Consider the following 24,655-nt stretch of genomic DNA (forward strand, 5'->3'; position numbering starts at 1 on the left):
GCAGGATGCCAGGCAGAGCACCCTCATCCTCCGTTCGATCGTGGGTGCCTCACTCCCAGCGGTGCGCACCCGAGGCCATGAAGCCGCCGTCCACCGGGATCACGGTTCCCGTGACATAGGCGGCCCCCTCCGACGAGACGTACGCCACGGCGTCGGCGACCTCTTCCTGGGTGCCGTAGCGTTTCATCGGAATCGCGGAGGTATACATCTGCCGGAACTGGGGCGAATGGAAGACGCGGGTCATCGGCGTGTCGACCGGACCGGGCGCGATGGCGTTGGCCGTGATGCCATGAGCGGCCAGCTCGACGGCCATCTGCCGCGTGAGACCGATGATCGCCGCCTTGGAGGTTCCGTACCCGGTGCGCCCCACGCCCACGGCACGAAGTCCGGCGACGGACGCGATGTTGACGATGCGGCCCCATCCCTCGCGCATCATCAACCGCGCACCGTGCTGCGAGCACAGGAAGGCGCCGGTGAGGTTCACGTTGAGATGGGCCTGCCAGTTCTCCAGGGGAAAGTCGACGAACGGAAAAGCCTTGGCAATGCCGGCGTTGTTCACCACGATGTCGCAGCGGCCCCAGCGACCTTCGATGTACGAGAAGGCGGAAGCCACCGACGCGGCGTCCGCGACGTCGAGGCGGACGGCGGCGGCCGCGAACCCGTCCCGGGAGAGTTCGTCGACGGTCCCCTGTGCCGTGGCTTCGTCGATGTCGCCGATCACGACAAGGCGGCCATCCTGTGCGAGACGACGGGCGATGGTGGCGCCGATGCCCTTGGCGGCACCGGTGACGAGCGCGACGCGGGCGGTGTTCGGTGTGTTCGAGGTCATGCGAAGGAATCCGATGGTGGGGCTCCGGCGCCAGGACGCAGGCGCTGTGGGTCAGACCGCATCTCGGCGCGGGAGCAACGAGTGAAGGAAGCAGCCGGGGTCAGCCCAGCGGCCCTGTGTACTTCTCGAGCAGCGCCCAGGCCTCCGCGCCGTAGGTGGACTTCCACTCCTTGTAGTAGCCCGATTTCGAAAGCACGGCCCGGAAGGCGGCGGGGTCGGTCTTGTTGAAGACCATCCCGGATTTCTTGAGCTTGTCCTCGGAGATGGAGTTGAGCTTGACGAGGTCCTCGCGCTCCTTGATCGCCGCGGCGTTGATGTTGCGGGCGACGATCTCCTGCAGGTTCGGCGGCAGCTTGGCCCAGATCCGGCCGTTGATGAGGAAGAAGAAGCCATCCCACATGTGATTGGTGATGGAGACGTACTTCTGCACCTCGTAGAGCTTGGCGATGTCGATGAGCTGCAGGGCGTTTTCCTGCCCATCGACGATCTTGGTCTGCAGCGCCGAATACACCTCGCTGAAATTGATGGACGTGGGCGATGCACCGAGCGACTTGAACAGGGACGTCCACTGGGGGCTCACCGGCACGCGGATCTTGAAGCCCTTCAGATCGTCCGGCGTGTTGATGGGCTTGGTGCTGGTGGTGATCTGGCGGAAGCCGTTGTCGAAGATCTTGTCCAGGGGATGGATGCCGATCTTCGAGATCACGCCGCGCATGTAGTTGCCCAGGTCGCCGTCGACGGCGTCCCATACGTGCTTGTAGTCGGGAAAGGCGTAGCCGATGCCGTAGATGGACGTGGGTTTGGTGAGCGTAGCGAGGATGTTTCCCGACAGCGTGAACATCTCCAGGGCGCCGGAACGGAGCTGCGACAGCATGTCGGTGTCGCCGCCCAGCTGGTTGTTGGGGAACAGGCGGATCTCCACGCGGCCACCGGATTCCTCCAGGATCTTGGCCGCCGCCTCCTTGATGCGCACGGACATGGGGTGCGTGGCCGGGACGTCGTTGCCGTACTTGAAGACGAACTCCGCGGCGCTCGCGCGCCCGGACACCCCGGCCAGCGCGCCGGCGGACAGGGCCGCGGTGCCTTGCACGAACCGGCGGCGGTTGAAGTGGGACATTTTTTCGAATCCTCCCTTGTGAGCGATGGGTTGGGTCTACTTGAGGAACCCGATGGAAATCCAGGGCACGGCCGCGACGACGATCAGGCCCGCGATCAGCGCCAGCATGTAACCCACGATGGGCTTCATGCCTTCGTCCGGCGACGCGCGCCCCACGGCGCAGGCCGCGTAGTACCCCACCCCGAACGGCGGTGCGAACAGACCCACCCCCATGGACAGGATGACGACCATGGCGTAGTGGATCTCGTGTACGCCCACCTCGCGGGCGATGGGGAACAGCAGCGGCCCGAACAGGACGATGGCGGGGATCCCTTCCAGCACGCTGCCCAGGACGATGAAGACCACGACGGATACCGCGAGGAAGCCGGCGGCACCCCCGGGCAGGTGGGCCATGACTTCCGTCAGATCCTGCGAGAAGCCGGACTGGGTGAGCGACCACGCCATGCCCGTCGCGGCGCCGATGATGAAGAGGATGGCCCCCGACAGCGCCGCGGTCTCGACAAGCATGGGCATCAGCCGGCGCCACGGGAAGCGGCGGTAGATGACAAGTCCCGCCAGCGTGGCGTAGACGATGCCGATGGTGGAGACCTCCGTGGCCGTGGCCACGCCACCGACGACCGCGGAACGGATGACGAACGGGAGTGCGAGGGCGGGGGACGCCACGACGAGGCTCTTGAGGATCTCGCCTCGCGTCGCTTTCCTCACCGCCGAAAGATCCTCGTGCCGGTAGCGGTACCAGACGACGCAGCACAGGGTGATGGCCAGCACCAGACCCGGCAGCAGGCCGCCGGTGAAGAGCGCCGCGATCGATACGCCGGTCACCGATCCGATGGTGATGAGCACGAGGCTCGGCGGGATCGTTTCGGTCTGCGCACCGGTGGCGGAGAGCAGGGCGACGAGATCACCCCGCTTGGCGCCACGGGCCTGCATTTCGGGGAACAGCACGGGCGCGACCGCCGCCATGTCCGCCGCCTTCGAACCTGAGATCCCCGACACGAGGTACATGGAGCCCACCAGCACGTACGAGAGCCCGCCCTTCACGTGACCGAGGAGATTGCCGAGGAAGTTCACCATCGCCTTGGCCATGCCGGTCATCTCGATCAGCAGGCCGAGGAACACGAACAGCGGCACGGAGAGCAGGATGAGGTGCGACATCCCTTCGTCCATGCGGCCCACGACGACAGGCATCGGCACGTCGGTGGTCACCGCCAGGTAGCCGAACGTCGCGAGCCCGAAGGAGAACGCGATGGGAACGCCGGAGAACACGGCGACGGAGACGACGCCCACGAAGAACACGAGGAGGTTGGCGTTGCCCAGGCCGCGCAATACAGGACCCAGCGCCAGAACGATGCCGATCGCCACGCCCACCATCGCCGCGGCCGCGATGAAACGCCGCCATGTGCCCGCCCGCAGCAGCCGGACAAGTGCCGCGACGATCATGAGACCGCAACCGACGGGCAGGGCCGCCGCGCGCCAGGCGTTGGAAATATCCATCGCCGGTGTCGTGATCATCTGTTCGTCGCGGGCGAACTCGAACGACGGTTCCACGATCAGCAGGAGGAACGCCAGAGCGGCGACCAGGGCGAACACATCCAGGAATGCGCGTGTCTTCGGGCCGACCATGCCGACGACCGCCGTCATCCGCATGTGCTCGTTCTTGCGCAGGGCCACCACGGAACCGAGCATGGCAAGCCAGAGGAACAGCATGGAGGCGAGTTCGTCCGTCCACACGAGGGGGGATTCGAGGACGTAGCGCGCCACCACCCCGGAGAACAGGATCACGATTTCGGCGATCACCAGCAGCGCCACGATGGGCTCGGTAATCCAGCCCAGCAGCCGGTCGGCGAAGGCCAGCGGCCCCCTTGCCGCGCTTCCATTGCGCGCGTCTTGTTCGTGCTTCACGGATCCTCCGTCCCTCGTTTTCGTTCTTTCCCGTCGGGGCTTGCCTCGCCCAGACTTCGGCTGGCGTTGGCCGGCATCGTACGCCGCCCGCCTCGTCCCGGAAGCCTTCTTCATGCGCTGTCCTGTTCCGGGGCTTCACGCGCCAGGGTTGCGGCTGCGTTCCTCGCACGGTTGTGAAAGGGCCGCGAGCAGCGCCCGTCCAGCGTTCAGCGGAACATCACCCGTCCCGCACCCGGCCGAAGTAGTCGGCATCACCCATCTGGCCGCCCTTGAGGGCGATTTCGAGGCCGTCGAAACGGGCGTCGGCACTGTATCCCCGGCACAGCGGCGCACCCGGCGTCAGCTCGGATTGCATTTCGAGGGCGTAGAGACCCAGCTCCTGAGTCGCGTAGCTCGACGTGTCGCCCCCCGCGATCACCACACGTCTCAGCCCCGTCCGCGATAGCAGCTCGCGGGCGAGCCGGCCCAGTTCCGCTCCGAGCAGCCGGGCGGTGCCGCCGCTGCCCAGCAAGGCTCGTGTGGCGCCGATGCTGGGATCCTCCGGGCCGGAGGCCGTGTAGAGAAGCACGCTGCGTCCGGAGGCGAGCGCGGACAGGGCGCGGTCGAGCAGCACCGATCGAGCCGGTCCTGCGCGGACAGGGTCGACCAGATCTTCCGCGCAGGCCCGGATCGTCTCGAATCCGTGTTCGGCGGCCCAGCCGATCTGCTGTGCGGTCATGGGCGAAGCGCTGCCCGACATCGCGATCAGCTGCTTCACAGGTTCGATCCGCGGCAACTGCGCCCGACCGGCAGGAATCGTCCCGGTGGATCTCCAGTGCGCCGTGAGCGCATAGCCGACGCCCGACGAACCCACCACGAACTGGGGCCTCACCTGCGCCTCGCGCCAGATGAGACGGCCCGACTGCCGCAAGCGCGGAGCATCGAGCACGTCGTGCAGCAGCATGCCGGCGCCTTCCCGCATCCGCGCACTGAACCGGACATCGACGGAGGCATCCTCACCGTCGAGGTCCACGAGATTCATGAGGGATACGGGGAGCGGGGTCTGCGCTGCGAGGTGCTGCCGCAGATCCGATTCCAGCATCGGTGTCGCCGGGTGACGTGACATCGTCGGATGCCGGTCGAGCCGGTGGATCTCCGGCCCCGCGGCGGCGAAGTGGTTGCCGAAGAGGGTGAAGCGGCGCAGCGGCGGCGCACCGGCAAGGATCTGGACGGCGTCCTCCGAATTCAACTCGCGCCGCGCGAATTCCACGACATGGCCGATGTTGCCGATTGCCGGAGAGGAATCGAACGTCGAGCACACCTTGTAGTGCAACAGCGGGGCCCCGAGCTTCCACAGCCAGCGCAGGACCGGGAACAGTTCGGTGTCCATTTCCGCGGGCGTCATCGCGCGGCTGGTCCCCGCCACGCCGATGCAGCGCACGTCGGCGAAGCGGCCCCGCATGAGCGCAGGGTCGGGCGGCGCCAGGAACAGCACGGTGCGCAGCCCGGACAGCGCGAGGGCCTCCATGGCATCGGTGGAGCCGGTGAAGTCGTCGCCGTAGAAGGCGAGCAGGCGTTCGGTGTTCATGGTCAGCGCTTGCCGAACTTGTCGATCGCCGCCTTCAGCTCGGGACGGGTGGCCGCGTACTCGGCGAGAGGTACGCCCGCTACTGCGGCCTCCCACCCTTGCTGCATGCTGCGCACGCCCGCGGCCGTTCCACCGGGATGCGCGATGATCCCGCCCCCGGCCAGATGCACGACGTCCATGGTCCCCGTGGTCGAGTAGATGTCCATCGCCGAGCCCGCCCACTGGGCGGACGAGATCGCGGGCATCACGCGGTACCCGCCGAACATCGGGGCGAGGCAATCGCGGATGGACCGGCCGACCTCTTCGTCGCTCTCGTAGAACTTGCTGCCGTAGCCGCCCACGTGAAGATGGTCGACGCCGGCCAGCCGCCAGAATTTCTGGAAGGCGGTGAAGCCCATGCCCAGCATCGGATCGCGCGCCATCGCGCCGAACCAGGCACGGTGACCGTGAATCGGGAGCTCGCAGTGCCGCCGCAGATGGGCCACGGCAGCAAGCCCCACACAGTTCACGTTGACCATCACGCAGGTGCCGCCCGCGTCGCGCACCAGGTCGTGCGACCGGAGCATGTGATCGATGTCGCCGGTGATGTTGAAGGCGTACATCGCCTTGCGTCCCGTGTGATCCGCCGCACGCTCGATCTCGTACATGGCCACGCCGACGCGCTCCGCGAGCGGTGCATAGGGACCATCCGCGTTCAGCTCGTCGTCCTTGATGAAGTCCAGACCGGCGAGGGCGAGATCGCGCACGAGCGGCGCGAATTCGTCCAGCGCCAGCCCCACGCTCGGCTTGATGATGGTGCCGATCACCGGCCGGCCTTCCACCTGCGCCAGCCTGCGGGTCCCGTCGATCCCGAAACCGGGGCCGGGGTAGCGCTGCGCGAACGCGGCGGGCAACTCGAGATCCAGCAGCCTCACACCGGACAGTTCCTGCAGCTCGTAGAGATTGCCCGCGACGGTCGACATGAGCGCAGGCAGGGACGGGCCGAAATTGTGGAGCGGAAAGGAGATGTGGACGATGCCGCGGCGGTACGAAGGCGCGCCGGCGGCGGATCTCGGCGGCTTGGATCCGGGGAGGCTCGGTGCCGCGACGGACTCGCGCGGCTCGATCCGCTCGACCCGTGCGCCATAGCGCTCCTTCAATTCCACCGTTTCTCCGGGCACGGAAACGAAGGTCCCGCTCGATTGCTCGCCGGCGATCACCTCGGCGGCGTGTTCCAGCGAATGCGGCGTCTCGATGAGATACGCCGCGACCACGCGGTCATCAGTCATGCTGCGTCCTTTGCCGACGGCGCCTCGTGAGCGCCGGAAACCAAGAGAGGGAGGCGGTAGCCTCCGCCGTCACATCGCGCTGCCGCCGTCGACGTTGTAGACGTGTCCGGTAACGAACGAAGCCTCGTCGGAAGCGAGGAAGGCCACGACGGCCGCGATCTCGGGCGGCTGGGCCACGCGGCCCATGGGCGTCATGCCTATGACTCTGTCGAGTGTACCCTGAGGCAGGCGCTGGAGCTGCCTTTCGGCCAGGGCGGTCATGGTAAGGCTCGGCGAGATGGCATTGACGCGAATGCCCGACTTGGCGAACTCGCGCGCCAGGCCCTTTGTCATGGCGATGACCGCGCCCTTGGAGGTCGAATAGGCCACCGTGCCCAGCAATCCACCGCCGCGCTGACCGGCCACGGAACTCAGATTGACGATGGACCCCTTGCCCTGTTTCAGCATGACCGGGATCACGGCCTGGCAGCAGATCCAGACGCCGGTCGTGTTGACCCGCATCACGCGTTCGTAGTCGTCGAGGGTGAGTTCGAGAAACGGACGCGAACTCTCGATGCCCGCGTTGTTGATGAGCACGTCGATCCGGCCGTGACGCGCGAGCACCGCAGCCACCATGGCGGCGGCACTGGCGGGATCGGTGACGTCGAGCGTGACCGCGGTGGCGGGGATGCCTTCCGCCACCAGCCGGGCGGCGGTCTCTTCGGCGGCTTCGGTCTGGAGGTCGGCGATCACCGTGGTGAAACCGCGCGCACCGAGCGCTCGGGCGGTCGCTTCGCCGATGCCACCGGCACCGCCGGTGATGATGGCCGTGGGCGGGTGTGGCTCCATGTGTGTCCTCGTGCTTGATTGACGGCGGCCGGATTCTACGCCCGCCGGCCAGCGTGTCGCCGTGCCATCGAGTGGCCCGATCGCGCCGGGCCTTCCGTCCGCGCGGGCCAATCAATGGGATCTGCCGTAAACCGCTTGAAGGCGTCTGCCGTTACGCCTGCAACCGCCCGCAAGATGGCCGGCGAGGCGGACCAGGGAAGATCAACCAAAGGAGGTTTCATGTCGAAGCTGTTGCTGGGGATTGCCGTGCTGGCAGTCGTGGGTGCCGTGACGCCCGTCATGGCAGACGATCAGGCGCAGGGAAACGGCGCACAGGAAGCGCGGGAGAACCGGAAGGAACTGCGTGAGGACCGGCGAGAACGCAGAGAAGACCGGCGGGAGTTGAAGGAGGACGTCGCCGAGGGGGCGTCCAAGCGGGAGATCGCCCGCGACACCCATGAACTGCGGCACGACCGGCGCGAAGTCAAGCGCGACCGGCGCGAGATCCGGCACGATCGCCGGGGCAGGAAGGATCACGACTGAGGGCGCGGGCGCGGCGACCGAACGCAGCGACCGAACGCAGCGACTCGCGCCCATGAATGCAGAAGGCCCCGGGCGGAACACGCCGGGGCCTTCTGTCCTTGAGCCTTCCGGCTTCCGGACTGCCGTGAAGCCGCACTTGGTCCAGCGGGCACCCTATCGTCATTCCACACGCGTCGGAGATCTCGGGGCGGGCGCCGACGGTTCCGCGGCACCTGCCGCTGACCTATGCCGTGGCCCGGGCCGCCGCCTGCGGGGTTTCTGCAGCCGGCGACTCGAACGCCATCAGGAGCCGCTGTTTGGTTTCCGCGGCCTTCGCCACCGCCGCCTCCTTCACGTGGCCGAATCCGCGGATGGACTGCGGGACACCCGCCAGTTCCACCGCGGCGGCATGATTCCCGGCATCGAGCTTCGCCGCGATCCGTTCCAGGAGGGCTTCGTAGTCGGCGATCAGTCTGCGCTCCATCTGCCGTTCTGCCGTGCGTCCGAAGATGTCCAGGGCCGTACCGCGGAGAAACTTGAGCTTTGCGAGCACCTTGAAGGCCGTGAAGACCCAGGGACCGAACTGCTGCTTCAGCAGATGGCCGGTGCGCGGATCGCGCCTGGCGAACAGCGGCGGGGCCATGTGGAACTTCATGGTCGGGGTGCCTTCGAACTGCATTTCGATGGATTTCAGGAACGCCGGATCGGTGTGCAGACGAGCCACCTCGTATTCGTCCTTGTAGGCCATGAGCTTGTGCAGCGTGCGCACGGCGGCCTCCGTCAGTGAGGTACGGCCTGGCGCCACACGTCCCTCGGCTTCGCGCACCTTGCGGATGGTGGCGAGAAAACGATCGGCGTATGCGCCGTTCTGATACTCCGTGAGACGTCTGGCGCGATCCGCGACGAGTTCGTCGAGCGTCTGTGGCGCCGGCGCCACGGGAACGAAACCGTTGTCCCGAAGCAGCTGGTCGACCGCGCCGGGATCGTGCGCCCACAGGCGGCCCAGCCGGATGGCGTTCAGGTTGAACGCCACCTGTACGCCATTCAGTTGCACGGCACGCTCGATCGCTTCCATGGAAAGCGGCAACCAGCCCCTCTGCAAGGCGACGCCGACCATGAAGAAGTTCGCGCCGATGGCATCGCCGCAGAGCGTGAGCGCGATCCCCGTCGCGTCTGCGTAGGCGATGTTGCCGCCGAGGACGCGGCTTTCGATCTTGCGGGTGATGAATCCAGTGTCGATCTTCTCGTCGGGATTGAAATTGAAGGCGGAGGTGATCTGCACGCGGTTGTTTCCGAGGAACCGGGTTTCGGATGACAGCGTGCGATAGGCCTCCTCCGAGAGCGCAGCGACCAGGTCGAAGGCGATCACGAGCTGCGCCTCGCCCACGCCGACGACCTGGGTGGAGATCGGTGTGTTGCCGGACGTCAGCCGCAGGTGGCTCAGCACGGCGCCGTTCTTCTGCGACATGCCGGTCATGTCGTAGACCGAGGCCTGCAGTCCCTGGAGGTGCGCCGCCATCGCGAGCACCGCACCTACCGTGACCACGCCGGTACCGCCGATGCCCGCAAGCATGATGCCCGCGCCGATCGGGGGGACCGGTGGAACCTGGGGTGGGGGGAGGGAAGCGAATAGCGCTTCGTCGATGCGGGCCTTGCCGCGCTTGCGCATCTCGACTCCCTCCAGCGTGACGAAGGAGGGGCAGAATCCCTTGGCGCAGCTGTAATCCTTGTTGCAGCTCGACTGATTGATGCGCCGCTTGCGCCCCAGCGGCGTCTCGAGCGGCTCGATGGAAACGCAGCCCGATTTCGCGGAACAGTCGCCGCAGCCTTCGCAGACCGCATCGTTGATCACCATGCGCACGGGTGGATCCTCCAGCGCCTTGCGCTTGCGCCGCCGCCGCTTCTCCGCCGCGCAGGTCTGCTCGTAGATGATGACCGTGCAGCCGGGTTCCTCCCTCAGTTCCCGCTGAACCTCGTCGAGCTTGCTGCGAGGGTGCACCGGCACCCCTGCCGGCAGGGCCCCCTGCGCATAGCGGGACGGGTCCTCCGTCACGAGCACCACTTTCCGGGCGCCTTCGGCCAGCACCTGCTGGGCGATCAGCACAGGTGACAGCGGACCTTCGACCGGCTGCCCGCCTGTCATGGCGATGGCGTCGTTGAAGAGAATCTTGTAGGTGATGTTCGCCTTCGCCGCGATGGCCTGGCGGATGGCGAGCAGGCCCGAGTGGTAATAGGTCCCGTCGCCCAGGTTCTGGAACATGTGCTTGCGCGACGTGAAGTGCTGCAGGGCGGCCCAGGTCGCCCCTTCGCCTCCCATCTGGGTTCCCAGCAGCGTCGTCCCTGGCTTGGCCCACATCGCCATCCCGTGGCAGCCGATGCCTGCCGTGGCGAGGCTGCCCTCCGGCACGTTGGTGGACGTGTTGTGCGGACAGCCGGAACAGAAGAACGGCAGGCGTTTGGGCGTGGCATCGGCCACGGAGAGGGCCGAGTGGCAAAGAGCCTGCGCCCGGGCGATGTGTTCCTGCACCGCGGCATCGGCCAGACCATTGGCCTCGAGGCGGCGGGCGATGGCCAGCGCCACCTCCAGCCAGTCCAGTTGCACGTCCGAAGGCAGCAGCGTGTTGCCCTGCTCGTCGCGCTTGCCGACGATGCGGGGACGGCGTTCGTCGTTGTAGAGCAGGGCGGCCGCCTGCGGTTCCATGAACGCGGACTTCTCTTCCACGAAGAAGAGTTCCGCGCATGAGGCACAGAACTCCCGCAATCCTTCCGGCTCCAGCGGCCAGATGAGGCCCACCTTGTAGACATCCACGCCGAGCGCGCGGGCACGGCCGGCGTCGATGCCCAGGTGACGCAGCGCCTGCATCACGTCGCCGTAGGCCTTGCCCGCGGTGACGATGCCCACCCGCGGTGCTGCGACCCCGAACTCGCTGCGGTCCACGCGGTTGGCGCGCCAGAACTTCTGCACCAGCGGAAGCCGGTAGCGCTTGTGGATCATCTCGTCGCGCGCGGGCGCATAGACGCCGCGGTAATACAGGCCCTCCGGTGGCAGTTCGCCCTTGGGCGGCGTCGCGATCTGCAGGCCGGTTTCGCCAGCCACCGTGGCGGTCTGCTCGATGGATTCGTTCACGCACTTGAAGGCGGTCCAGCATCCCGCGTAGCGCGAAAGTGCCCAGCCCAGGAGACCGTAACGGACCAGTTCGCCGACGTTCGCGGGGTACACGACCGGCATCTGGTGCGCGACCATGGCCTGCTCGCTGTGGTGCGCGATGGTGGAGGACTTGCCGGGATGATCGTCGCCAAGCAGCACCAGCACGCCCCCGTTCGGGTGGCTGCCGGTGTAGTTGCCGTGCTTGAGGGGATCTCCCGAACGATCCACGCCAGGCCCCTTGCCGTACCAGAGCGAGAACACGCCATCCACCGTGGCGTCCCTGGCGACCGTCAGCTGCTGCGTCCCCCAGATGGCCGTCGCCGCCAGATCCTCGTTGATGCCCGGCTGGAAGACGATGCGGTTCTCTTCCAGCCACTTCGCGGCGTCCCACATCGCCTGATCGACATAGCCCAGGGGGGAGCCGCGGTAGCCGCTCACGAATCCGGCGGTGTTCAACCCCGCAGCGAGGTCCCGCTGCCGCTGGGTGATGAGCAGGCGAACCAGCGCCTGGGGGCCGCTCATCAACGCCGGCCTGGCCGGATCCGCGAACTTGTCGTCGAGGGATACGTCGCGAAGATTCATGGGTTCGATCCTTCCGTGGGATGCCGATTGTAGGCGCGACAGACGGCCCGGGCCGGACGGGTGCCCGGAGAGAGGCCCGAACCGGTGTCCATCGCGCTCCGACCTCAGGTGTTCTACGATCGGGCCGCGAGGAGAGGAGGCACGGGAGTGGATGAACGGCAGGCAAGACAAGCCTTGCGCGACGCGCTGGGCGAACGCGGATTTCTCGACGGCGCAGACGTCGAGGAGCGGTATCTCGTCGACGTGGCCGGCCATCGCGGAGAACGGCCGCTGGCGTTGCTGCGACCGCAGAACACCGGTGAAGTGTCGCGGGCGATGGCGATCTGTCATGCGGCCTGCATCGCCGTGGTGCCGCAGGGCGGCCGCACCGGGCTTGCCCAGGGGCAGCTTCCGCGAGCAGGCGAAGCCGTGCTGTCTCTCGAACGCATGTGCGCCATCGAATCGGTGGATGCCGACGCGGGCATGGCCACGGTCCAGGCGGGCGTGATCCTTCAGACCCTGCAGGAGCACGTGGATCCGCTGGGGTTCCTGTTCCCGCTGGATCTGGGAGGCAGGGGAAGCTGCACGATCGGAGGCAACATTGCCACCAACGCCGGCGGGAACCGGGTCATCCGCTACGGGATGACGCGTGAACTGGTCATCGGCCTCGAGGCCGTGCTGGCCGACGGTACCGTGCTGGATGGATTGACGCCCGTGATCAAGAACAACACCGGGCCGGACCTGAAACAGCTCTTCATCGGCAGCGAGGGCGTGCTGGGCGTCATCACCCGGGCCATCGTCCGTCTCATGCCCAAGCCGGCAGAGCGAGCCGTGGCGCTGTGCTGCCTTCCGGACTTCTCCGCAGTGAGGTCGCTGCTGCGGCGGGTGCGATCCGGTCTGGGAGGCGAGCTGACGGCGTTCGAAGTCATGTGGGATTCGTACTATTCGCGCGCTCTTCGCGTGGCGGGCCGGCCGCCTCCCCTTGCCGGTGGACATCCTTTCTACGCGCTCGTGGAGGCTTCGGGCACCGATGCGGCGGCCATGACGGGCCGCGTCGAAGCGACGCTGCAGTCGGCGATCGAGGGGGGTGCGGTGATCGATGCCGTGATCGCGAAATCGGCGGCGGAGATCGAACATCTCTGGCACCTCCGCGACATCTCTGTCGAAGTGGCGCGCCTGATGGTGCCGCTCGTGCCCTTCGACGTGAGCGTGCCCGTAGCCGACATGGAGCCCTTCGTGAACCGGCTCGATGCAGCAGTGCTTGCGCTGGATCCCCGGTGCGACACGATCGTCTTCGGCCACGTGGGCGACGGCAACCTCCACATCGGCGTCCACCGTTTGGAGGACCGTCCGGAACTGTTCGAAATCATCGAGGAAAGTGTCTACTCGCTGATGAGCGAATACCGCGGCTCGGTGTCGGCAGAGCACGGGATCGGGGTACTCAAGCGCGACTTTCTGCGCCATACACGAAGCGCAGCCGAGGTCGCCACGATGCGCGCGCTGAAGCAGGCACTCGATCCCGGGGCATCCTCAATCCGGGACGGATCCTCACGCCGATCGCGCCTGCGTGAACGAGCCGGCCTCTTCGGCAGAAGGGCGGGGACGCACGCGTTTCGTGGAGTATTCTCCAGCGGCGCGTGACGGCAGCGGAGGGGCCTTCCGGCGTTGCAGCCGAGGGCGACCTGCGCGCGCCTGCCCGCCGTCGGGCGATGACGGGCACGCCAAGCATGTGGCAACCAACGAAAGGAACTGGAAATGTCTGAGGCTTACATCGTAGACGCCATCCGTACGGCAGGCGGCCGCCGTGGTGGCAGACTCGCCGGGTGGCATCCCGTGGACCTCGCCGCCCAGGTGCTCGACGCGCTGGTGGCGCGCAGCCACGTCGATCCGGCGCTCGTGGACGACGTCTTCATGGGTTGTGTCATGCAGGTGGGCGAGCAGGCGGTCAATGTGGCCCGCAACGCGGTGCTCGCGTCCAGGCTGCCGCTGACGGTGCCCGGCACGACCATCGACCGGCAGTGCGGATCGTCGCAACAGGCGCTGCACTTCGCGGCGCAGGCGGTGATGGCGGGCGTGAACGACGTCGTGATCGCTGCCGGTGTGGAGAGCATGACCCGCGTGCCGATGTTCAGCGCGTCGATCCTCGCGCAGAAGGCAGGCATGGGTTTCTACCAGGACTGCAGCCTGCGCAGCCGCTACCCCGAGGACTTCAGCCAGTTCACGGGGGCCGAGATGATGGCGAAGCAGCACGGCTTCACCAAGGATGCGCTGGACGAGTTCGCTCTGAACAGTCACCGCAAGGCGACCGCCGCCATCAAGGCGGGCGCGTTCGAGTCGGAGATCGTCCCGGTAGAGGTGCGGCCCGCGAACGAACCGGGCACGGGAGAGATGCACACGGTCGACGAGGGCGTGCGGCAGGATGCGTCGCTCACTGGCATCCAGAGCGTGAAGCTGCTGCGGGAAGGCGGCGTGATCACCGCGGCGAACGCCAGCCAGATCTGCGACGGCGCGAGCGGTCTTCTGGTCGTGAACGAGCGCGGGTTGAAGGCGCTGGGCGCGAAGCCGCTGGCGCGCATCCATCACATGAGCGTGCTCGGCTACGATCCCGTCGTGATGCTGGACGTGCCGCTCGCGGCAACTCGGCGGGCGCTGCAAAGATCGGGGATGAAGATCGACGACATCGATCTGTACGAAGTGAACGAGGCGTTTGCGCCCGTGCCGATGGCGTGGCTCAAGACCGTCGGCGGGGATCCCGCGAAGCTCAACGTCAACGGGGGGGCCATTGCGCTGGGGCATCCGCTCGGCGCCACCGGCGCCAAGCTCATGGCCACGCTCGTGCACTCGCTGCACCGCCACGGCAAGCGTTTCGGCCTGCAGACCATGTGCGAAGGCGGGGGCATGGCCAACGTGACGATCGTCGAGCGTCTGTAACGGGCGCAACGACAAGGCGGCTGCTCGCCGCACGTCGCCAGCGCGGACCCGGGTCCGGTGCCCCTTGCACCGGACCGCGGGCTCACTCAGAACTTTCCGTTGCCGTTCTTCCATTCCGCCCGGGGCGGAATCGGCTCGATGACGTCCCAGTGCTCGGCGATCTTTCCGGCCTGCACGCGGAACAGGTCGTAGAACGCGACCGGCTTGCCCGCGAACTCCCCCTCGCTCACCACCAGCGCGAAATCGCCTTCGCCGATCAACTTGTGCACACGGTCGTAGCGCATCGTGATGCCTGCCTTGGCCATGGCTTGCAGGGCACCGCCCAGGCCCGAGACCTTGCCCGGCACCTGCGGGTTGTGCTGCACGTACGCGTCCCCATCGAAGTATCCGGCGAGCCGTTCCATCCGTCCATGCACCAGGATGTCGTCGACGAATGCGCCCACCAGCGCTTTGGTCGCAGCCGTATCGGCGGAGGGATCGATGCGGGTCGGCCCGTCCGTCATGGACCGGCCGCTCGGATTCGGCTTGTCCGGCCGCGCCTGCAGATTGTCCCAGTGATCGACGATCCGTCCGTTTTCGAAGCGGAAGATGTCGAAGCCGATCTTGGGACCGAAGAACTCGTACTCCGTGTGAGCTACCACCAGATCGCCGTCCTGCAACAGGCGGACCGTGTTCACCCGGGCCGATCCCTTGGGGAGCGCCTCAAGCAGGGCAGCGAAGCCCGCGATTCCGTCCGCGACCGCGAGATTGTGCTGGATGTACTTGGCCGGATTGACCACGGCGGCGGGCGCCGGATCCCCGGTCTCGATGCTCTTCAGCAGGTCGGCGACCTGTTGTTTGCGGGAAGTGTCCATGGCAGAGTCCTTGGCATGGGTAGAAAACGGTGAAATTGTGAAAACAAGCGCGGCTGTCGCGACAAGCGCACCTACGGCATGGCGCCGGGCGTGGATCCGGGGGATTGCGAGGTCGTGCTTCTTCATGGCAGCTCCAGTGAGATGAGACAGTTCAGTGTGTTCCTTGGCCGTGGCCTCCGCGAGGTGAGGATCGGACCGTGAATGGTATAAATCGGACAGAACGGTCCGAAGCTCGCGAGGAGCCGATCCGCCTTGCGTACCGTCCTCCGGCCGAGTACGGGCTCAAGCTGGAACTCTTCCGCATGTCGGAACTGCGGCGACGGGACGAGGCGGACACGCTGCGGAGGGCGCAGCGCATCGAGTTCTGCCTGCTGATGGCGATCACTCGCGGACGGTGCACCCACTGGGTGGATTTCGTTCCGGCGCCATGCAGTCCGGGAACCTGGGTGCTGGTGCGTAACGGCGAGACGCAGCGATTCGATCCGGGCTCGGAGTGGGACGCCTGGATCGTGCTGTTCGAGCCGGACTTCCTTCGACCGGTGCTTTCGTCAGAGGGAAAGGGGCAAGCGCTCGAAGGACCCCGCCTGGACGAACTTCCCGGCCATATGCGGCTCGATCCGATCTCCCATCGCATGGCACTCGACGGTCTCGCGCGCATGCGGCGCGACAGCCTCCAGCCGTGGACGGCGGCGGAGCGTCACGCCTTGCTCCGCTGCCAGCTGGCGGAAGTGCTCACCCGTTTGGCCATCGCGGATCGGCAGAAGTCGCCTCGAACGCCCCTGCGGGGAAGTCACGCGGCACGTTTCGAGCGCTTCCGCGACGCGGTGGCACAGGATTTCACCCGCGTGCAGCGGGTCGCCGAGTACGCGCAGCGGTTGGGCTACTCGGAACGAAGCCTGAACCGGCTGAGCATGGCGATGGCCGGAGTCACGGCAAAGCAGTACATCGCGCAGCGGATCGTGCTGGAGGCCAAGCGTCTGCTGGTCCACACCGATCTACCCGTGGCTGTCGTCGCGGAACGCCTGGGCATGGAGGAGGCGAGCAACTTCGTGAAATTCTTCCGGCGGGAGGCAGGATGCACGCCGGGCCGCTTCCGCCGGGACCAGACGCAAACCGGCTAGGAACCCTCCGGTCCTGGGGCGCGGTCGGGTACATCGATCGGACTTTCCCGGAGGCCGGCGCGAACCGCGCAGTGTCTGGCCTGAACCGTTCGCCCGTGACCCGGGAGACGGGGATGCTGAACGACGCTGGCCGCCGCTCAGGCGGCGATCGATTCCGCGCCCCGCCTGGTCACCAGGAACGAGCGCAGCGCGGCGACGCATTCATCCGATGCGTCTTCCCACAGAAAATGCCCACAGCGCTCGATGTGCGTGACGGTTGCCTGCGGACAGAGGCGCTTCCAGCGCGCGAGTTCCCTGGCGCGGAAGGCGATGTCCTCCGAAGGCCAGAGGAGGTGCATCGGCCCCCGGAACTGTCTGGCGGTCGCTTCGACCGTGGCGAGCCATCGCCCCGCGCCGGTGATCTGGGCAGGGAAGACGTGCATGGGGACACGGCGGGCACGGTCGGCGAACGGCGCGCGATAGGCTTTCATCTCCTCGTCGCTGAGCGAACGCCGCTTCATCGTCGAGGGCATGAGCATGTTCACGAAGATGGCGTGCCGCATCGCGGCCCACCGCCCGAGGGGCCCCCCCAGCAGTTTGGAGAACCACTCGAAGTGCAGGTCTCCGTTGACCGGCCAGGCCCAGGTGTTGCCGAGCGCCAGCCGGGTGATGCGGCCCGAGGCCTGCCCCATGGCGCCGATCCCGATGGGCCCGCCCCAGTCGTGGGCAACGAGGGTGGCATCGGCAATGTCCAGGCGCCGGAGCACCTCGGCCACCACGAGCGTGTGTTCGTCCGGCCTGAATCCGTAGCCCGCGGCGGCTTCGGACAGCCCGAAGCCGGGCAGGTCCATGGCCACGCACCGGTAGTCGCGGCGCAGGTCCGCGATCAGATGGCGGTAGACGTAACTCCACGTCGGATTGCCGTGGAGCATGAACAGGGTGGGGCCCTGTCCTTCGTCGACGTAGTGGACGCGGTGGCCCGCCACGTCGACGAAGCGGCTGGCGAAGGGAAAGCTTCCCGGCGCCAGCCCGAATCGGCGCTCGGCTTCGTCGGCGGCCCACTCACTCATTGTTGATCTCCGCGTACCGCACGGCCACGGCGAGGAGATCCTCCACCGAACCCAGCGCGTCCGCAGGGCAGGAGAGCGCGATCCACTCGCGCATGGGCGGGCGTCCGCCGGGCTGGAATCGTACGGCGCGGTCGCCGTCGATCGCTCCCTGCGCGGCCTCCTGCGGTATTCGCAGTGCGATGGCCTCTCCGTAGACGCAGGCGGCCATGCGTCGGCCGTGGAAGACGCCGGGACAGCCGAACATGATGCCGGCGCGAACCTGGGGATCGATGGCCCTGCAGGATTCCATGAGCGCCCGGAAGAGGGCCGTATCGTGTTCGATGGCGTCCTTCTTCACGGCCGACCCCCAACCCCTCGCAGGTGAGCGCGGAGCCGCACATCCAGCAGGTCGCGCCAGCCTTCCGTGAAGTTCGCGCGCATCCCGTCGTCAATATTACCGATGGCGGTGTGCGAAACGCGCAGAATCGTCTCGCCTCCATCTTCCGAGAGATCCAGATGCACGCGGCCGGCGATCGCGTTCACGACGGCAAAGCGGCCGGAGAGATAGAGGAGGTCCGGTACCCGGATCTCCTCCACGTAGCCCCAGATCACTTCGTGTCCACCGGGCCCGGTCTCGATCATCGCTTCGCCGATGGCCGGCTCCAGCCGCAGACGGCTGTCCGGACCCGCTTGGCGATAGGGATGCACCCACCAGGCCCCGATCTCCCGTGTGAGCGCTTCGAATACCCGCGCCTTGCCGGCCGCGATGCGCACCTCCATCCGCACGTCCAGGCCCAGCCCCGTCGCTGTCGTCATTCCCCCTGTCCCTCTTTCCAGATGTTGTTCGAGTCTTGCGAGGCGGTGAGCCCATGCGTCCTGGAAGGGCGTGAGCCACCGGTCCGTTGCCTGCCTGAGTGCCACCGCGTTGAGGAAATTCCAGCGTTCCCTTCCGCGCCGTTCCACCAGGACGAGCCGGGCAGCCTCCAGGACCTTGAGGTGCTTCATGACCCCGAAGCGCGTCTGGTCGAACTGCGCCGACAGTGCACCGGTGGTCTGCGGTCCCGTCCGAAGCAGATCGAGAATGCTGCGCCGGACAGGATCCGACAGCGCTTTCCAGACCGCTTCGTTTTCCCTGCTCATCGGATATGAGACTATCCGGTCACATATGGACGCGTCAATCCGCGGGGGGGCGGAGGTGGCGGATGGGGCGGGACAGCGGTGGATTTGCGTGAGCGGAAGGTGCGCCCGCTCTTATAATCGCGGCCTTTCGAACGCACCGACGGCGGAATCCGGCAGTGGGACAGGCAAGTCCGGCCTGGGAACAGGCAGCCTCGCGAGAACTCGGGGATGAGGCATTCATGCGGGAGGCCCTGTCCCTCGCCGCACAGGCGGCCCTGGCGGGGGAGGTCCCGGTCGGTGCGGTGCTGGTGCAGGACGGGCGGATTCTCGGACGCGGGTCCAATCATCCCATCGCGAGCCACGACACGACGGCCCACGCGGAGATCCAGGCGCTGCGGCAGGCCATGCAAGCGCTCGGCAACTACCGGATTCCCGGCACCACGCTCTACGTCACTCTCGAGCCTTGCGTGATGTGCGCCGGCGCCATCATGCACGCCCGGGTCGCCCGGGTGGTCTTCGGCGCCCCGGACCCCAAGACGGGCGCCTGCGGCAGCGTGGTCGATCTCTTCGCAGAGGAGCGTCTGAACCACCACGCCACGGTCACCGGCGGACTGCTGGCAGACGAATGCGCGGACCAGTTGCGCGCCTTCTTCCGTGACCGGCGCCGGAGCACGCCCGAATGAAGACCGTGCGCATTTCGCTCGAACAGCAGCGGCTGGAGCTGCTGGACGGGGGCGAACTGGTCAAGGCGTATGCAGTGTCCACGTCGAAGAACGGGGCCGGCGAACGCAATGGCAGCTACTGCACGCCGCGCGGCGAACACGTGATCCGCGCAAAGATCGGCGGCGGAGCCCCGCTGAACACGGTATTCGTCAAGCGGCGTCCCACCGGGGAGATCTACGGCCCCGAACTGGCACAGCGCTTCCCGGGTCGGGACTGGATCCTCACGCGCATCCTCTGGCTGTCGGGTTGCGAACCCGGCTTCAACCGGCTCGGCGATGTGGACACGATGCGCCGCTATATCTACATCCACGGCACGCCGGACACGACCGAGCTGGGCAGACCCGGTTCGATCGGCTGTGTCCGCATGCGCAACGCCGAACTGGCCGAATTGTTCGACGCCGTGCCCGCCGGCACGCGCGTGAGCATCCTGGAGGGCCCGCTGCCGCCGTTCGAGCGGTGAGGCCCCGCAGGTCCCGCTTCACTGACACAGACAAGGAATCTTTTTCATGCGACTGAAGGACAAGGTCTCGATCATCACGGGCGCCGGACGCGGCATCGGCCAGGCCACGGCGCTCAAGTTCGCGCGCGAAGGCGCCAGGGTGATCGTGTGCGACGTGGGCCAGGACGCCGTCGACGAGACGGTGGCCAAGGTGAAGGCCGAAGGCGGGGAGGCGCTCGGGTTCATCGTGGACGTGACCAAGCGACCGCAGATCGACGCCATGGTGCAGGCGACGATGGCGAAGTACGGACGCATCGACACGCTGGTGAACAATGCAGGCATCGTGATGGATGCCCAGCTGCGCAAGATGTCCGATGCCGCGTTCGACCGCGTCATCGACGTCAATCTCAAGGGCACCTACAACTGCGCGCGGGCAGTGGTGGACATCATGGTGGAGCAGGGCTCGGGGGTCATCCTCAATGCCTCGTCCATCGTGGGCATCTACGGCAACTTCGGCCAGACCAACTACGCCGCGAGCAAGTTCGGCGTGATCGGCTTCGTCAAGACGTGGGCGCGCGAACTGGGGCGCAAGGGCATCCGGGTGAATGCCGTATGTCCGGGCGTCGTCGCCACGCCGATCATCGCGGGCATCCCCGACAAGGTGCTGGACGGCATGCGCGAACGGATTCCCCTGGGGCGACTGGGCCAGCCGGAGGACATCGCGAACGCCTACGCCTTCCTGGCGTCGGAGGAAGCCTCCTTCATCAATGGAGCGGTGCTCGAGGTCAGTGGCGGCATGACCATGTGAGAACCGGCCGTCCGGCCGGTTCCGCGCACTGTTCCTACTTCGGGCGCGCACCTCGCAATGGCGCGACTTTCTCTGATGTGGGCTCGCGGACGATGCCGGCTTCGGTGATGAGACCCGTGATGAGTTCGGCGGGCGTCACGTCGAACGCCGGATTGAACACGCCGATCCCCTCAGGCGCCCACGACTCGGTTCCGTAGCCCGTCACCTCGGCGCCGTCGCGTTCCTCGATGGGAATGGACGCGCCGGTGGCGAGGCTGTGATCGAAGGTCGACAGCGGGGCCGCCACGTAGAAGGGCACGCCGTGCCGGCGGGCAAGAACGGCGAGGTTGTAGGTGCCGATCTTGTTGGCGACGTCGCCGTTGGCGGCCACCCGGTCCGCGCCGACCACCACGAGATCGACCCGGCGGCGCGTCATCAGGTGGCCGGACGCGCCATCGGGAAGCAGCGTGACGGGGATTCCGTCCCGGTGCAGCTCCCATGCCGTCAGGCGCGCTCCCTGGAGCACGGGCCGGGTTTCATCCGCATAGACCTGAACCCGCTTGCCCGCCTGCACGGCCGAGCGGATCACGCCCAGCGCCGTGCCGTGGCCCGCCGTGGCGAGCGCACCCGCGTTGCAATGGGTCAGGATCGTGGCCTCCTCCGGCACGACCGTCGCCCCGATCTCGCCCATGCGGCGATTGACGGCGACGTCCTCTTCGGTGATGGCGGATGCCTCCGCGTCGAGAAGGCCCGCGAGGCTGGCCGGATCCGCATCGCGATGAAGATCGCGCACGCGCTTCATGCGCTCCAGTGCCCAGAAGAGATTGACCGCCGTGGGGCGGCTGGCCGCCAGCACGGCGAAGCCTGCGTCGAGCGCCCGGGCGAAGTCGGCGCGGGGAAGCCCCGCACACCGGTACGCTTCGACCGACACCCCGAAGGCTGCCGCGCAGCCGATCGCCGGTGCTCCCCGGACGGCCAGGGCGCGGATCGCATCCGCCGTCGACTCGGCCGATTCGAGCCGCACGTATCGCTCCACATTGGGGAGCGCCCGCTGGTCGAGGATGTCGAAGGCGCCCGGACCGGCGCGGCGCAGAGTGAAGAACGGTGTTCTGTCTGTCATGAGGCGATTCCTGTCACGGCACGCCAGTCGCGCACCAGCGTGACCCGAAGATCCGGCACGCGCGTGGCCGGTGCGAGCGGAACGACGCGTCCGCCCGACGGTGAGCAGGCCAGGAGCGATTCGATCCTGGCGCCTGGCCCCGACCCGGCCTCCAGCGTCACGCATACGTCGAGGCCGCCGTGCGAATACGCGGCTTCGAGCGCAAAACGCTCGTCCGCGGCCGTCGTGCTCAGCACGTCCGCGCCCGATTGCTCCAAGGCGTCAGCGATATCCGGACGCGGCTGGCCGACCAACGCGACCACACAGCCCAGCAGAGGCAGGTCATCCGCACGGCGGCGCAACAGCGCGCGGTCGAAGCCGCCGTAGTGCACCTCGGCGGCGAGAATGGCATCGGCCGGCAGCGACACGTATCGGTCCAGCGCATCCGCCCGGGAAACGATCTCGATGTCGTGCCGGTAGACGTTGGCGGTCATGCGCGCGTGCATCGCATCGACGCTCGCGGCGATCATCCCCACGGACGGATCCAGCAGAACGCGGGGAGCGGGATCCGGGATGCGGTCTTCCGGGAACTCGCCGCCATGTTCCGCCGCGTAGTGGCGGTACTCCGCGGCATAACCGGCGACATCCGTCCCGGAGAGCGGGGAAGCGCTTGGTGAAGACCGCGTGCTGCGGCGTGGGCGGGCCGATGCGGGCGAGGACCGTTGCGTCGCTGCGGCGACAGAAGGCGACGGCTTCGGGAGAATCGTCGACCGTGAGCACCATGGGGAAGCCGGACGCGACCGAAAGGCCAGCGCGCAGACGAGCCAGCCGCAGAGCGGTCTCCCAAGAGCGCACCGGCGATACAGCCCGAGGGAGATCCCACGCGCCGTTTTCCTGGAGATGGCGCTCGGCGCGACGCACGAGCTCGTACAGGTGCTCGTAAGACTGCCGCGCGGAATCACCGAAGGCCACCACGCCGTGAAAGGCGAGCAGCAGCCCGATGCTCGCGTCCGTGGCTTCGCGCCGGTACACGTCGGCACACGCCATGGCGAGGTCGAAACCGGAATGGCGGAACGGCACCAGGGGCGCGCACGATCCGAACACCCTCGCTGCCGACGCTTCTCCTCCCTCGGTGTTGATCACCGCGAGAACCGCGTCCGCATGCGTGTGCTCCACGTACCGGTGCGGCAGGCAGGCATGCATGAGCGTTTCGATGGAGGGGCGCGGCGAGGCCGGATCGAGCTTGAGCGGGCCGAGGGCGCGCATGAGCGCGTCGTTGTCGAGATCGTGCGCGTCGAGCAGCGCGAGCGCGCGATCCAGTGCCACGGGGGTGAAATCGCCGGGAGTCACTGCGGCGAGATCCGCGCCGCTGCCCTTGACGAAGAGCGCGGTCGACGCCGAAGCTTCGGCTGCGGTCCACGGCGCCTTGACGGAGGTATTGCCGCCGCCATAGAGCGCGAGGGTCGGGTCGCCGCCGATCCAGCGCGACGTCAGCGCGCGCAGCGAGAGTTCGTCCGGGCAGGCGGCCGCGGCCTGTTCATCCCATTCCGGATGAGGTGCCGCGGCGAACGTGTCCTGTGGGGGAAGTCGAGTCATGCCATCCGGATCCTACCGTGTGCTTCGGGTCTCGTGGGCAGAGGAGCGCGTGCGCCTCTCCGCCGTCAGGCGCAAGGTCTTCATCGAGGAACAGCGGGTCCCCGAAGCGCTGGAGTGGGACGACGCCGACGCTGTCAGCCTGCATGTCCTCGCCGTGGGCCAGGACGGCGAACCCCTCGGAACCGGCCGTCTCCTCCCGGACGGCCACATCGGCCGCATGGCGGTGATCGCACCGTGGCGCGGCCGGGGCGTGGGCGATGCGATCCTCCGCACCCTGGTCGAGGCGGGGGCTGAACGGGGCCACGGACAGTTGCGGCTCAATGCGCAGTTGAGTGCCATCGGCTTCTACGAACGCCTGGGCTTCGAGGCGCTGGGCCCGGTGTTCGACGATGCGGGCATTCCACACCGTGCGATGAGGCTCACGCGGCCGGGCTCGAATTGACGGCCTCCGGTCTTTCGCCGGGAAGACGTTCCAGCGTCAGTTCCAGCGTCCGCATGCCGGTTTCCAAGCCGGCGGCATCGAAGGTGCGCTCGGCGAGGACGGCACGTCTTGCGCGGTCGATCGTGATCACCGTCGAGCAGCGCGTGCCGTAGTCCGGCGAGACGATGAACGGGGGCGCCAGCCGCCTTTCCCACTCGAGCGGCACTCCCGTGCGGGGCAATTCGTCATCCGCGACCCCTTCCGTGTCGCGCAGCGCATCGAACAGCGATTCCGAGAGGGTGCCTTGCCGGTGGGCCAGCGCGGCTTCGAACCGGGCGCGGGTCCGGCGGACCTTGGGCCACTGCGTGTCCAGCAGATGATTGCTCAAGCCGTGGAGACCCTTGCGCAGTTCGAGGACGGGGCCGCGGTTGGAACCGTACCAGACGCCTCCGGCGTCCGCCGCGATGAGATTGAAGCCATCGTATCCGCGCTCCGGCCGCGTACGGTCGCGGACGAACGTCCCGGCGTCTGTTCCCGCGGACGTGAGGAAGTCGCTCACCAGCAGGCCGCGGGAAGGACCCCCGGTCACCCGGTTCGAGGGGTCGCGGTAGTTCGTGACCACGGCCAGTGCGCCGCGGCCTGCCACGGCGAGCCAGGTGCCGCCCTTTTCGAGGTCACGCCCTCCGATCACCCCCGGCGCATCGGGCCAGGCGTGCGCCTCGCGGGTCGGCCGCCTGTGGAATTCGTCCCGGTTCGCGGCGAGAACCAGCGGGTAATCCGGATGCAGGTCGAGCGCGAGCATCACCAGGCACATGG

The 24,655-nt window shown here is 67.4% G+C and carries 23 protein-coding genes; 8 read left to right on the top strand and 15 right to left on the bottom strand.

Annotated elements, in window-relative coordinates; all coding sequences use genetic code 11:
* Window positions 1–49: 49 nt before the first annotated feature.
* From IPK20_17640 to IPK20_17665, 6 genes are all read right to left on the bottom strand, one after another.
* Window positions 50–829, bottom strand: a complete 780-nt coding sequence (locus tag IPK20_17640) for an SDR family oxidoreductase (GenBank protein MBK8018357.1) — start codon at window positions 827–829, stop codon at window positions 50–52.
* A 100-nt stretch (window positions 830–929) separates the two neighbouring features.
* Entirely contained in the window at window positions 930–1,946 is a 1,017-nt protein-coding gene (locus tag IPK20_17645; GenBank protein MBK8018358.1) for a TRAP transporter substrate-binding protein, read from the bottom strand.
* A gap of 36 nt (window positions 1,947–1,982) precedes the next feature.
* Window positions 1,983–3,962 (bottom strand): TRAP transporter large permease subunit, encoded by a 1,980-nt coding sequence (locus tag IPK20_17650; GenBank protein ID MBK8018359.1) that lies wholly within the window; start codon window positions 3,960–3,962, stop codon window positions 1,983–1,985.
* A gap of 103 nt (window positions 3,963–4,065) precedes the next feature.
* Window positions 4,066–5,415: a four-carbon acid sugar kinase family protein gene (locus IPK20_17655; protein ID MBK8018360.1), complete on the bottom strand. Its 1,350-nt coding sequence runs from the start codon at window positions 5,413–5,415 to the stop codon at window positions 4,066–4,068.
* Between the two features lie 2 nt (window positions 5,416–5,417).
* Complete coding sequence (locus IPK20_17660) at window positions 5,418–6,683, bottom strand: ribulose-bisphosphate carboxylase large subunit family protein (GenBank protein ID MBK8018361.1); 1,266 nt, start codon at window positions 6,681–6,683, stop codon at window positions 5,418–5,420.
* 69 nt (window positions 6,684–6,752) lie between these two features.
* Window positions 6,753–7,511, bottom strand: coding sequence for an SDR family oxidoreductase (locus tag IPK20_17665; GenBank protein ID MBK8018362.1), 759 nt, complete (start codon window positions 7,509–7,511; stop codon window positions 6,753–6,755).
* A gap of 219 nt (window positions 7,512–7,730) precedes the next feature.
* Between IPK20_17665 and IPK20_17670 the strand changes: the two genes are divergently transcribed.
* Window positions 7,731–8,033 carry a hypothetical protein gene (locus tag IPK20_17670; protein MBK8018363.1) on the top strand — a complete coding sequence of 101 codons (303 nt, stop codon included), beginning with the start codon at window positions 7,731–7,733 and terminating at the stop codon, window positions 8,031–8,033.
* 223 nt (window positions 8,034–8,256) lie between these two features.
* On the opposite strand, the gene IPK20_17675 is transcribed toward IPK20_17670, so the two are convergent.
* Window positions 8,257–11,742 carry an indolepyruvate ferredoxin oxidoreductase family protein gene (locus IPK20_17675; GenBank protein MBK8018364.1) on the bottom strand — a complete coding sequence of 1,162 codons (3,486 nt, stop codon included), beginning with the start codon at window positions 11,740–11,742 and terminating at the stop codon, window positions 8,257–8,259.
* Between the two features lie 84 nt (window positions 11,743–11,826).
* Between IPK20_17675 and IPK20_17680 the strand changes: the two genes are divergently transcribed.
* Both IPK20_17680 and IPK20_17685 read left to right on the top strand, forming a co-directional pair.
* On the top strand, window positions 11,827–13,362 hold the full coding sequence (locus IPK20_17680) for an FAD-binding oxidoreductase (GenBank protein MBK8018365.1): 1,536 nt from the start codon (window positions 11,827–11,829) through the stop codon (window positions 13,360–13,362).
* A 114-nt stretch (window positions 13,363–13,476) separates the two neighbouring features.
* Window positions 13,477–14,652 (top strand): acetyl-CoA C-acetyltransferase, encoded by a 1,176-nt coding sequence (locus IPK20_17685; protein ID MBK8018366.1) that lies wholly within the window; start codon window positions 13,477–13,479, stop codon window positions 14,650–14,652.
* An 86-nt stretch (window positions 14,653–14,738) separates the two neighbouring features.
* Here the strand turns inward: IPK20_17685 and IPK20_17690 are convergent, their stop codons facing one another.
* The gene (locus IPK20_17690) at window positions 14,739–15,506 is read right to left on the bottom strand and encodes a nuclear transport factor 2 family protein (protein MBK8018367.1); all 768 of its coding nucleotides are present in this window, start codon (window positions 15,504–15,506) and stop codon (window positions 14,739–14,741) included.
* Window positions 15,507–15,703: 197 nt separating this feature from the next.
* On the opposite strand from IPK20_17690, the gene IPK20_17695 reads away from it, so the two are divergent.
* Window positions 15,704–16,627, top strand: coding sequence for a helix-turn-helix transcriptional regulator (locus IPK20_17695; protein ID MBK8018368.1), 924 nt, complete (start codon window positions 15,704–15,706; stop codon window positions 16,625–16,627).
* Window positions 16,628–16,764: 137 nt separating this feature from the next.
* Here the strand turns inward: IPK20_17695 and IPK20_17700 are convergent, their stop codons facing one another.
* Genes IPK20_17700 through IPK20_17710 form a run of 3 tightly spaced genes read right to left on the bottom strand, consistent with a single transcriptional unit; the run spans window position 16,765 to window position 18,795 of the window.
* Window positions 16,765–17,676, bottom strand: a complete 912-nt coding sequence (locus tag IPK20_17700) for an alpha/beta fold hydrolase (protein MBK8018369.1) — start codon at window positions 17,674–17,676, stop codon at window positions 16,765–16,767.
* Window positions 17,669–18,013 (bottom strand): hypothetical protein, encoded by a 345-nt coding sequence (locus tag IPK20_17705; GenBank protein MBK8018370.1) that lies wholly within the window; start codon window positions 18,011–18,013, stop codon window positions 17,669–17,671. The genes IPK20_17700 and IPK20_17705 overlap by 8 nt, the downstream gene beginning before the upstream one ends.
* Window positions 18,010–18,795: a helix-turn-helix domain-containing protein gene (locus tag IPK20_17710; protein ID MBK8018371.1), complete on the bottom strand. Its 786-nt coding sequence runs from the start codon at window positions 18,793–18,795 to the stop codon at window positions 18,010–18,012. Before IPK20_17710 ends, IPK20_17705 begins: the two co-directional genes overlap by 4 nt.
* 218 nt (window positions 18,796–19,013) lie before the next feature.
* Between IPK20_17710 and tadA the strand changes: the two genes are divergently transcribed.
* Genes tadA through fabG form a run of 3 tightly spaced genes read left to right on the top strand, consistent with a single transcriptional unit; the run spans window position 19,014 to window position 20,744 of the window.
* The gene (gene tadA, locus IPK20_17715) at window positions 19,014–19,457 is read left to right on the top strand and encodes a tRNA adenosine(34) deaminase TadA (GenBank protein MBK8018372.1); all 444 of its coding nucleotides are present in this window, start codon (window positions 19,014–19,016) and stop codon (window positions 19,455–19,457) included.
* Entirely contained in the window at window positions 19,454–19,957 is a 504-nt protein-coding gene (locus tag IPK20_17720) for a L,D-transpeptidase (GenBank protein MBK8018373.1), read from the top strand. Before tadA ends, IPK20_17720 begins: the two co-directional genes overlap by 4 nt.
* Window positions 19,958–20,003: 46 nt before the next feature.
* Window positions 20,004–20,744 carry a 3-oxoacyl-ACP reductase FabG gene (fabG, locus tag IPK20_17725; GenBank protein ID MBK8018374.1) on the top strand — a complete coding sequence of 247 codons (741 nt, stop codon included), beginning with the start codon at window positions 20,004–20,006 and terminating at the stop codon, window positions 20,742–20,744.
* A 34-nt stretch (window positions 20,745–20,778) separates the two neighbouring features.
* Here fabG and mtnA read toward each other — a convergent pair whose 3' ends face one another.
* From mtnA to IPK20_17740, 3 genes are read right to left on the bottom strand one after another with little or no spacing between them, the layout of a single operon-like run.
* Window positions 20,779–21,843 carry an S-methyl-5-thioribose-1-phosphate isomerase gene (mtnA, locus tag IPK20_17730; protein ID MBK8018375.1) on the bottom strand — a complete coding sequence of 355 codons (1,065 nt, stop codon included), beginning with the start codon at window positions 21,841–21,843 and terminating at the stop codon, window positions 20,779–20,781.
* Window positions 21,840–22,250 carry a hypothetical protein gene (locus tag IPK20_17735; protein MBK8018376.1) on the bottom strand — a complete coding sequence of 137 codons (411 nt, stop codon included), beginning with the start codon at window positions 22,248–22,250 and terminating at the stop codon, window positions 21,840–21,842. Before IPK20_17735 ends, mtnA begins: the two co-directional genes overlap by 4 nt.
* The gene (locus IPK20_17740; protein ID MBK8018377.1) at window positions 22,165–23,418 is read right to left on the bottom strand and encodes a class II aldolase/adducin family protein; all 1,254 of its coding nucleotides are present in this window, start codon (window positions 23,416–23,418) and stop codon (window positions 22,165–22,167) included. Before IPK20_17740 ends, IPK20_17735 begins: the two co-directional genes overlap by 86 nt.
* On the opposite strand from IPK20_17740, the gene IPK20_17745 reads away from it, so the two are divergent.
* Window positions 23,417–23,860: a GNAT family N-acetyltransferase gene (locus tag IPK20_17745; GenBank protein MBK8018378.1), complete on the top strand. Its 444-nt coding sequence runs from the start codon at window positions 23,417–23,419 to the stop codon at window positions 23,858–23,860. The genes IPK20_17740 and IPK20_17745 overlap by 2 nt on opposite strands.
* On the opposite strand, the gene IPK20_17750 is transcribed toward IPK20_17745, so the two are convergent.
* A complete protein-coding gene (locus tag IPK20_17750; GenBank protein ID MBK8018379.1) occupies window positions 23,838–24,653 on the bottom strand; it encodes an NRDE family protein in 816 nt (271 codons plus the stop codon). The two genes, IPK20_17745 and IPK20_17750, sit on opposite strands and share 23 nt — an antisense overlap.
* Window positions 24,654–24,655: the final 2 nt, after the last annotated feature.

This window comes from Betaproteobacteria bacterium (assembly GCA_016713305.1).
GTDB lineage: Bacteria > Pseudomonadota > Gammaproteobacteria > Burkholderiales.

Excerpts from the sequence above, each read along its gene's own strand:
- IPK20_17640 (MBK8018357.1), bottom strand. The coding sequence starts at position 829 with ATGACCTCGAACACACCGAACACCGCCCGCGTCGCGCTCGTCACCGGT.
- IPK20_17645 (MBK8018358.1), bottom strand. The coding sequence starts at position 1,946 with ATGTCCCACTTCAACCGCCGCCGGTTCGTGCAAGGCACCGCGGCCCTG.
- IPK20_17650 (MBK8018359.1), bottom strand. The coding sequence starts at position 3,962 with ATGAAGAAGGCTTCCGGGACGAGGCGGGCGGCGTACGATGCCGGCCAA.
- IPK20_17655 (MBK8018360.1), bottom strand. The coding sequence starts at position 5,415 with ATGAACACCGAACGCCTGCTCGCCTTCTACGGCGACGACTTCACCGGC.
- IPK20_17660 (MBK8018361.1), bottom strand. The coding sequence starts at position 6,683 with ATGACTGATGACCGCGTGGTCGCGGCGTATCTCATCGAGACGCCGCAT.
- IPK20_17665 (MBK8018362.1), bottom strand. The coding sequence starts at position 7,511 with ATGGAGCCACACCCGCCCACGGCCATCATCACCGGCGGTGCCGGTGGC.
- IPK20_17670 (MBK8018363.1), top strand. The coding sequence starts at position 7,731 with ATGTCGAAGCTGTTGCTGGGGATTGCCGTGCTGGCAGTCGTGGGTGCC.
- IPK20_17675 (MBK8018364.1), bottom strand. The coding sequence starts at position 11,742 with ATGAATCTTCGCGACGTATCCCTCGACGACAAGTTCGCGGATCCGGCC.
- IPK20_17685 (MBK8018366.1), top strand. The coding sequence starts at position 13,477 with ATGTCTGAGGCTTACATCGTAGACGCCATCCGTACGGCAGGCGGCCGC.
- IPK20_17690 (MBK8018367.1), bottom strand. The coding sequence starts at position 15,506 with ATGGACACTTCCCGCAAACAACAGGTCGCCGACCTGCTGAAGAGCATC.
- IPK20_17700 (MBK8018369.1), bottom strand. The coding sequence starts at position 17,676 with ATGAGTGAGTGGGCCGCCGACGAAGCCGAGCGCCGATTCGGGCTGGCG.
- IPK20_17710 (MBK8018371.1), bottom strand. The coding sequence starts at position 18,795 with ATGAGCAGGGAAAACGAAGCGGTCTGGAAAGCGCTGTCGGATCCTGTC.
- tadA (MBK8018372.1), top strand. The coding sequence starts at position 19,014 with ATGCGGGAGGCCCTGTCCCTCGCCGCACAGGCGGCCCTGGCGGGGGAG.
- IPK20_17720 (MBK8018373.1), top strand. The coding sequence starts at position 19,454 with ATGAAGACCGTGCGCATTTCGCTCGAACAGCAGCGGCTGGAGCTGCTG.
- fabG (MBK8018374.1), top strand. The coding sequence starts at position 20,004 with ATGCGACTGAAGGACAAGGTCTCGATCATCACGGGCGCCGGACGCGGC.
- mtnA (MBK8018375.1), bottom strand. The coding sequence starts at position 21,843 with ATGACAGACAGAACACCGTTCTTCACTCTGCGCCGCGCCGGTCCGGGC.
- IPK20_17745 (MBK8018378.1), top strand. The coding sequence starts at position 23,417 with ATGCCATCCGGATCCTACCGTGTGCTTCGGGTCTCGTGGGCAGAGGAG.
- IPK20_17740 (MBK8018377.1), bottom strand. The coding sequence starts at position 23,418 with ATGACTCGACTTCCCCCACAGGACACGTTCGCCGCGGCACCTCATCCG.
- IPK20_17750 (MBK8018379.1), bottom strand. The coding sequence starts at position 24,653 with ATGTGCCTGGTGATGCTCGCGCTCGACCTGCATCCGGATTACCCGCTG.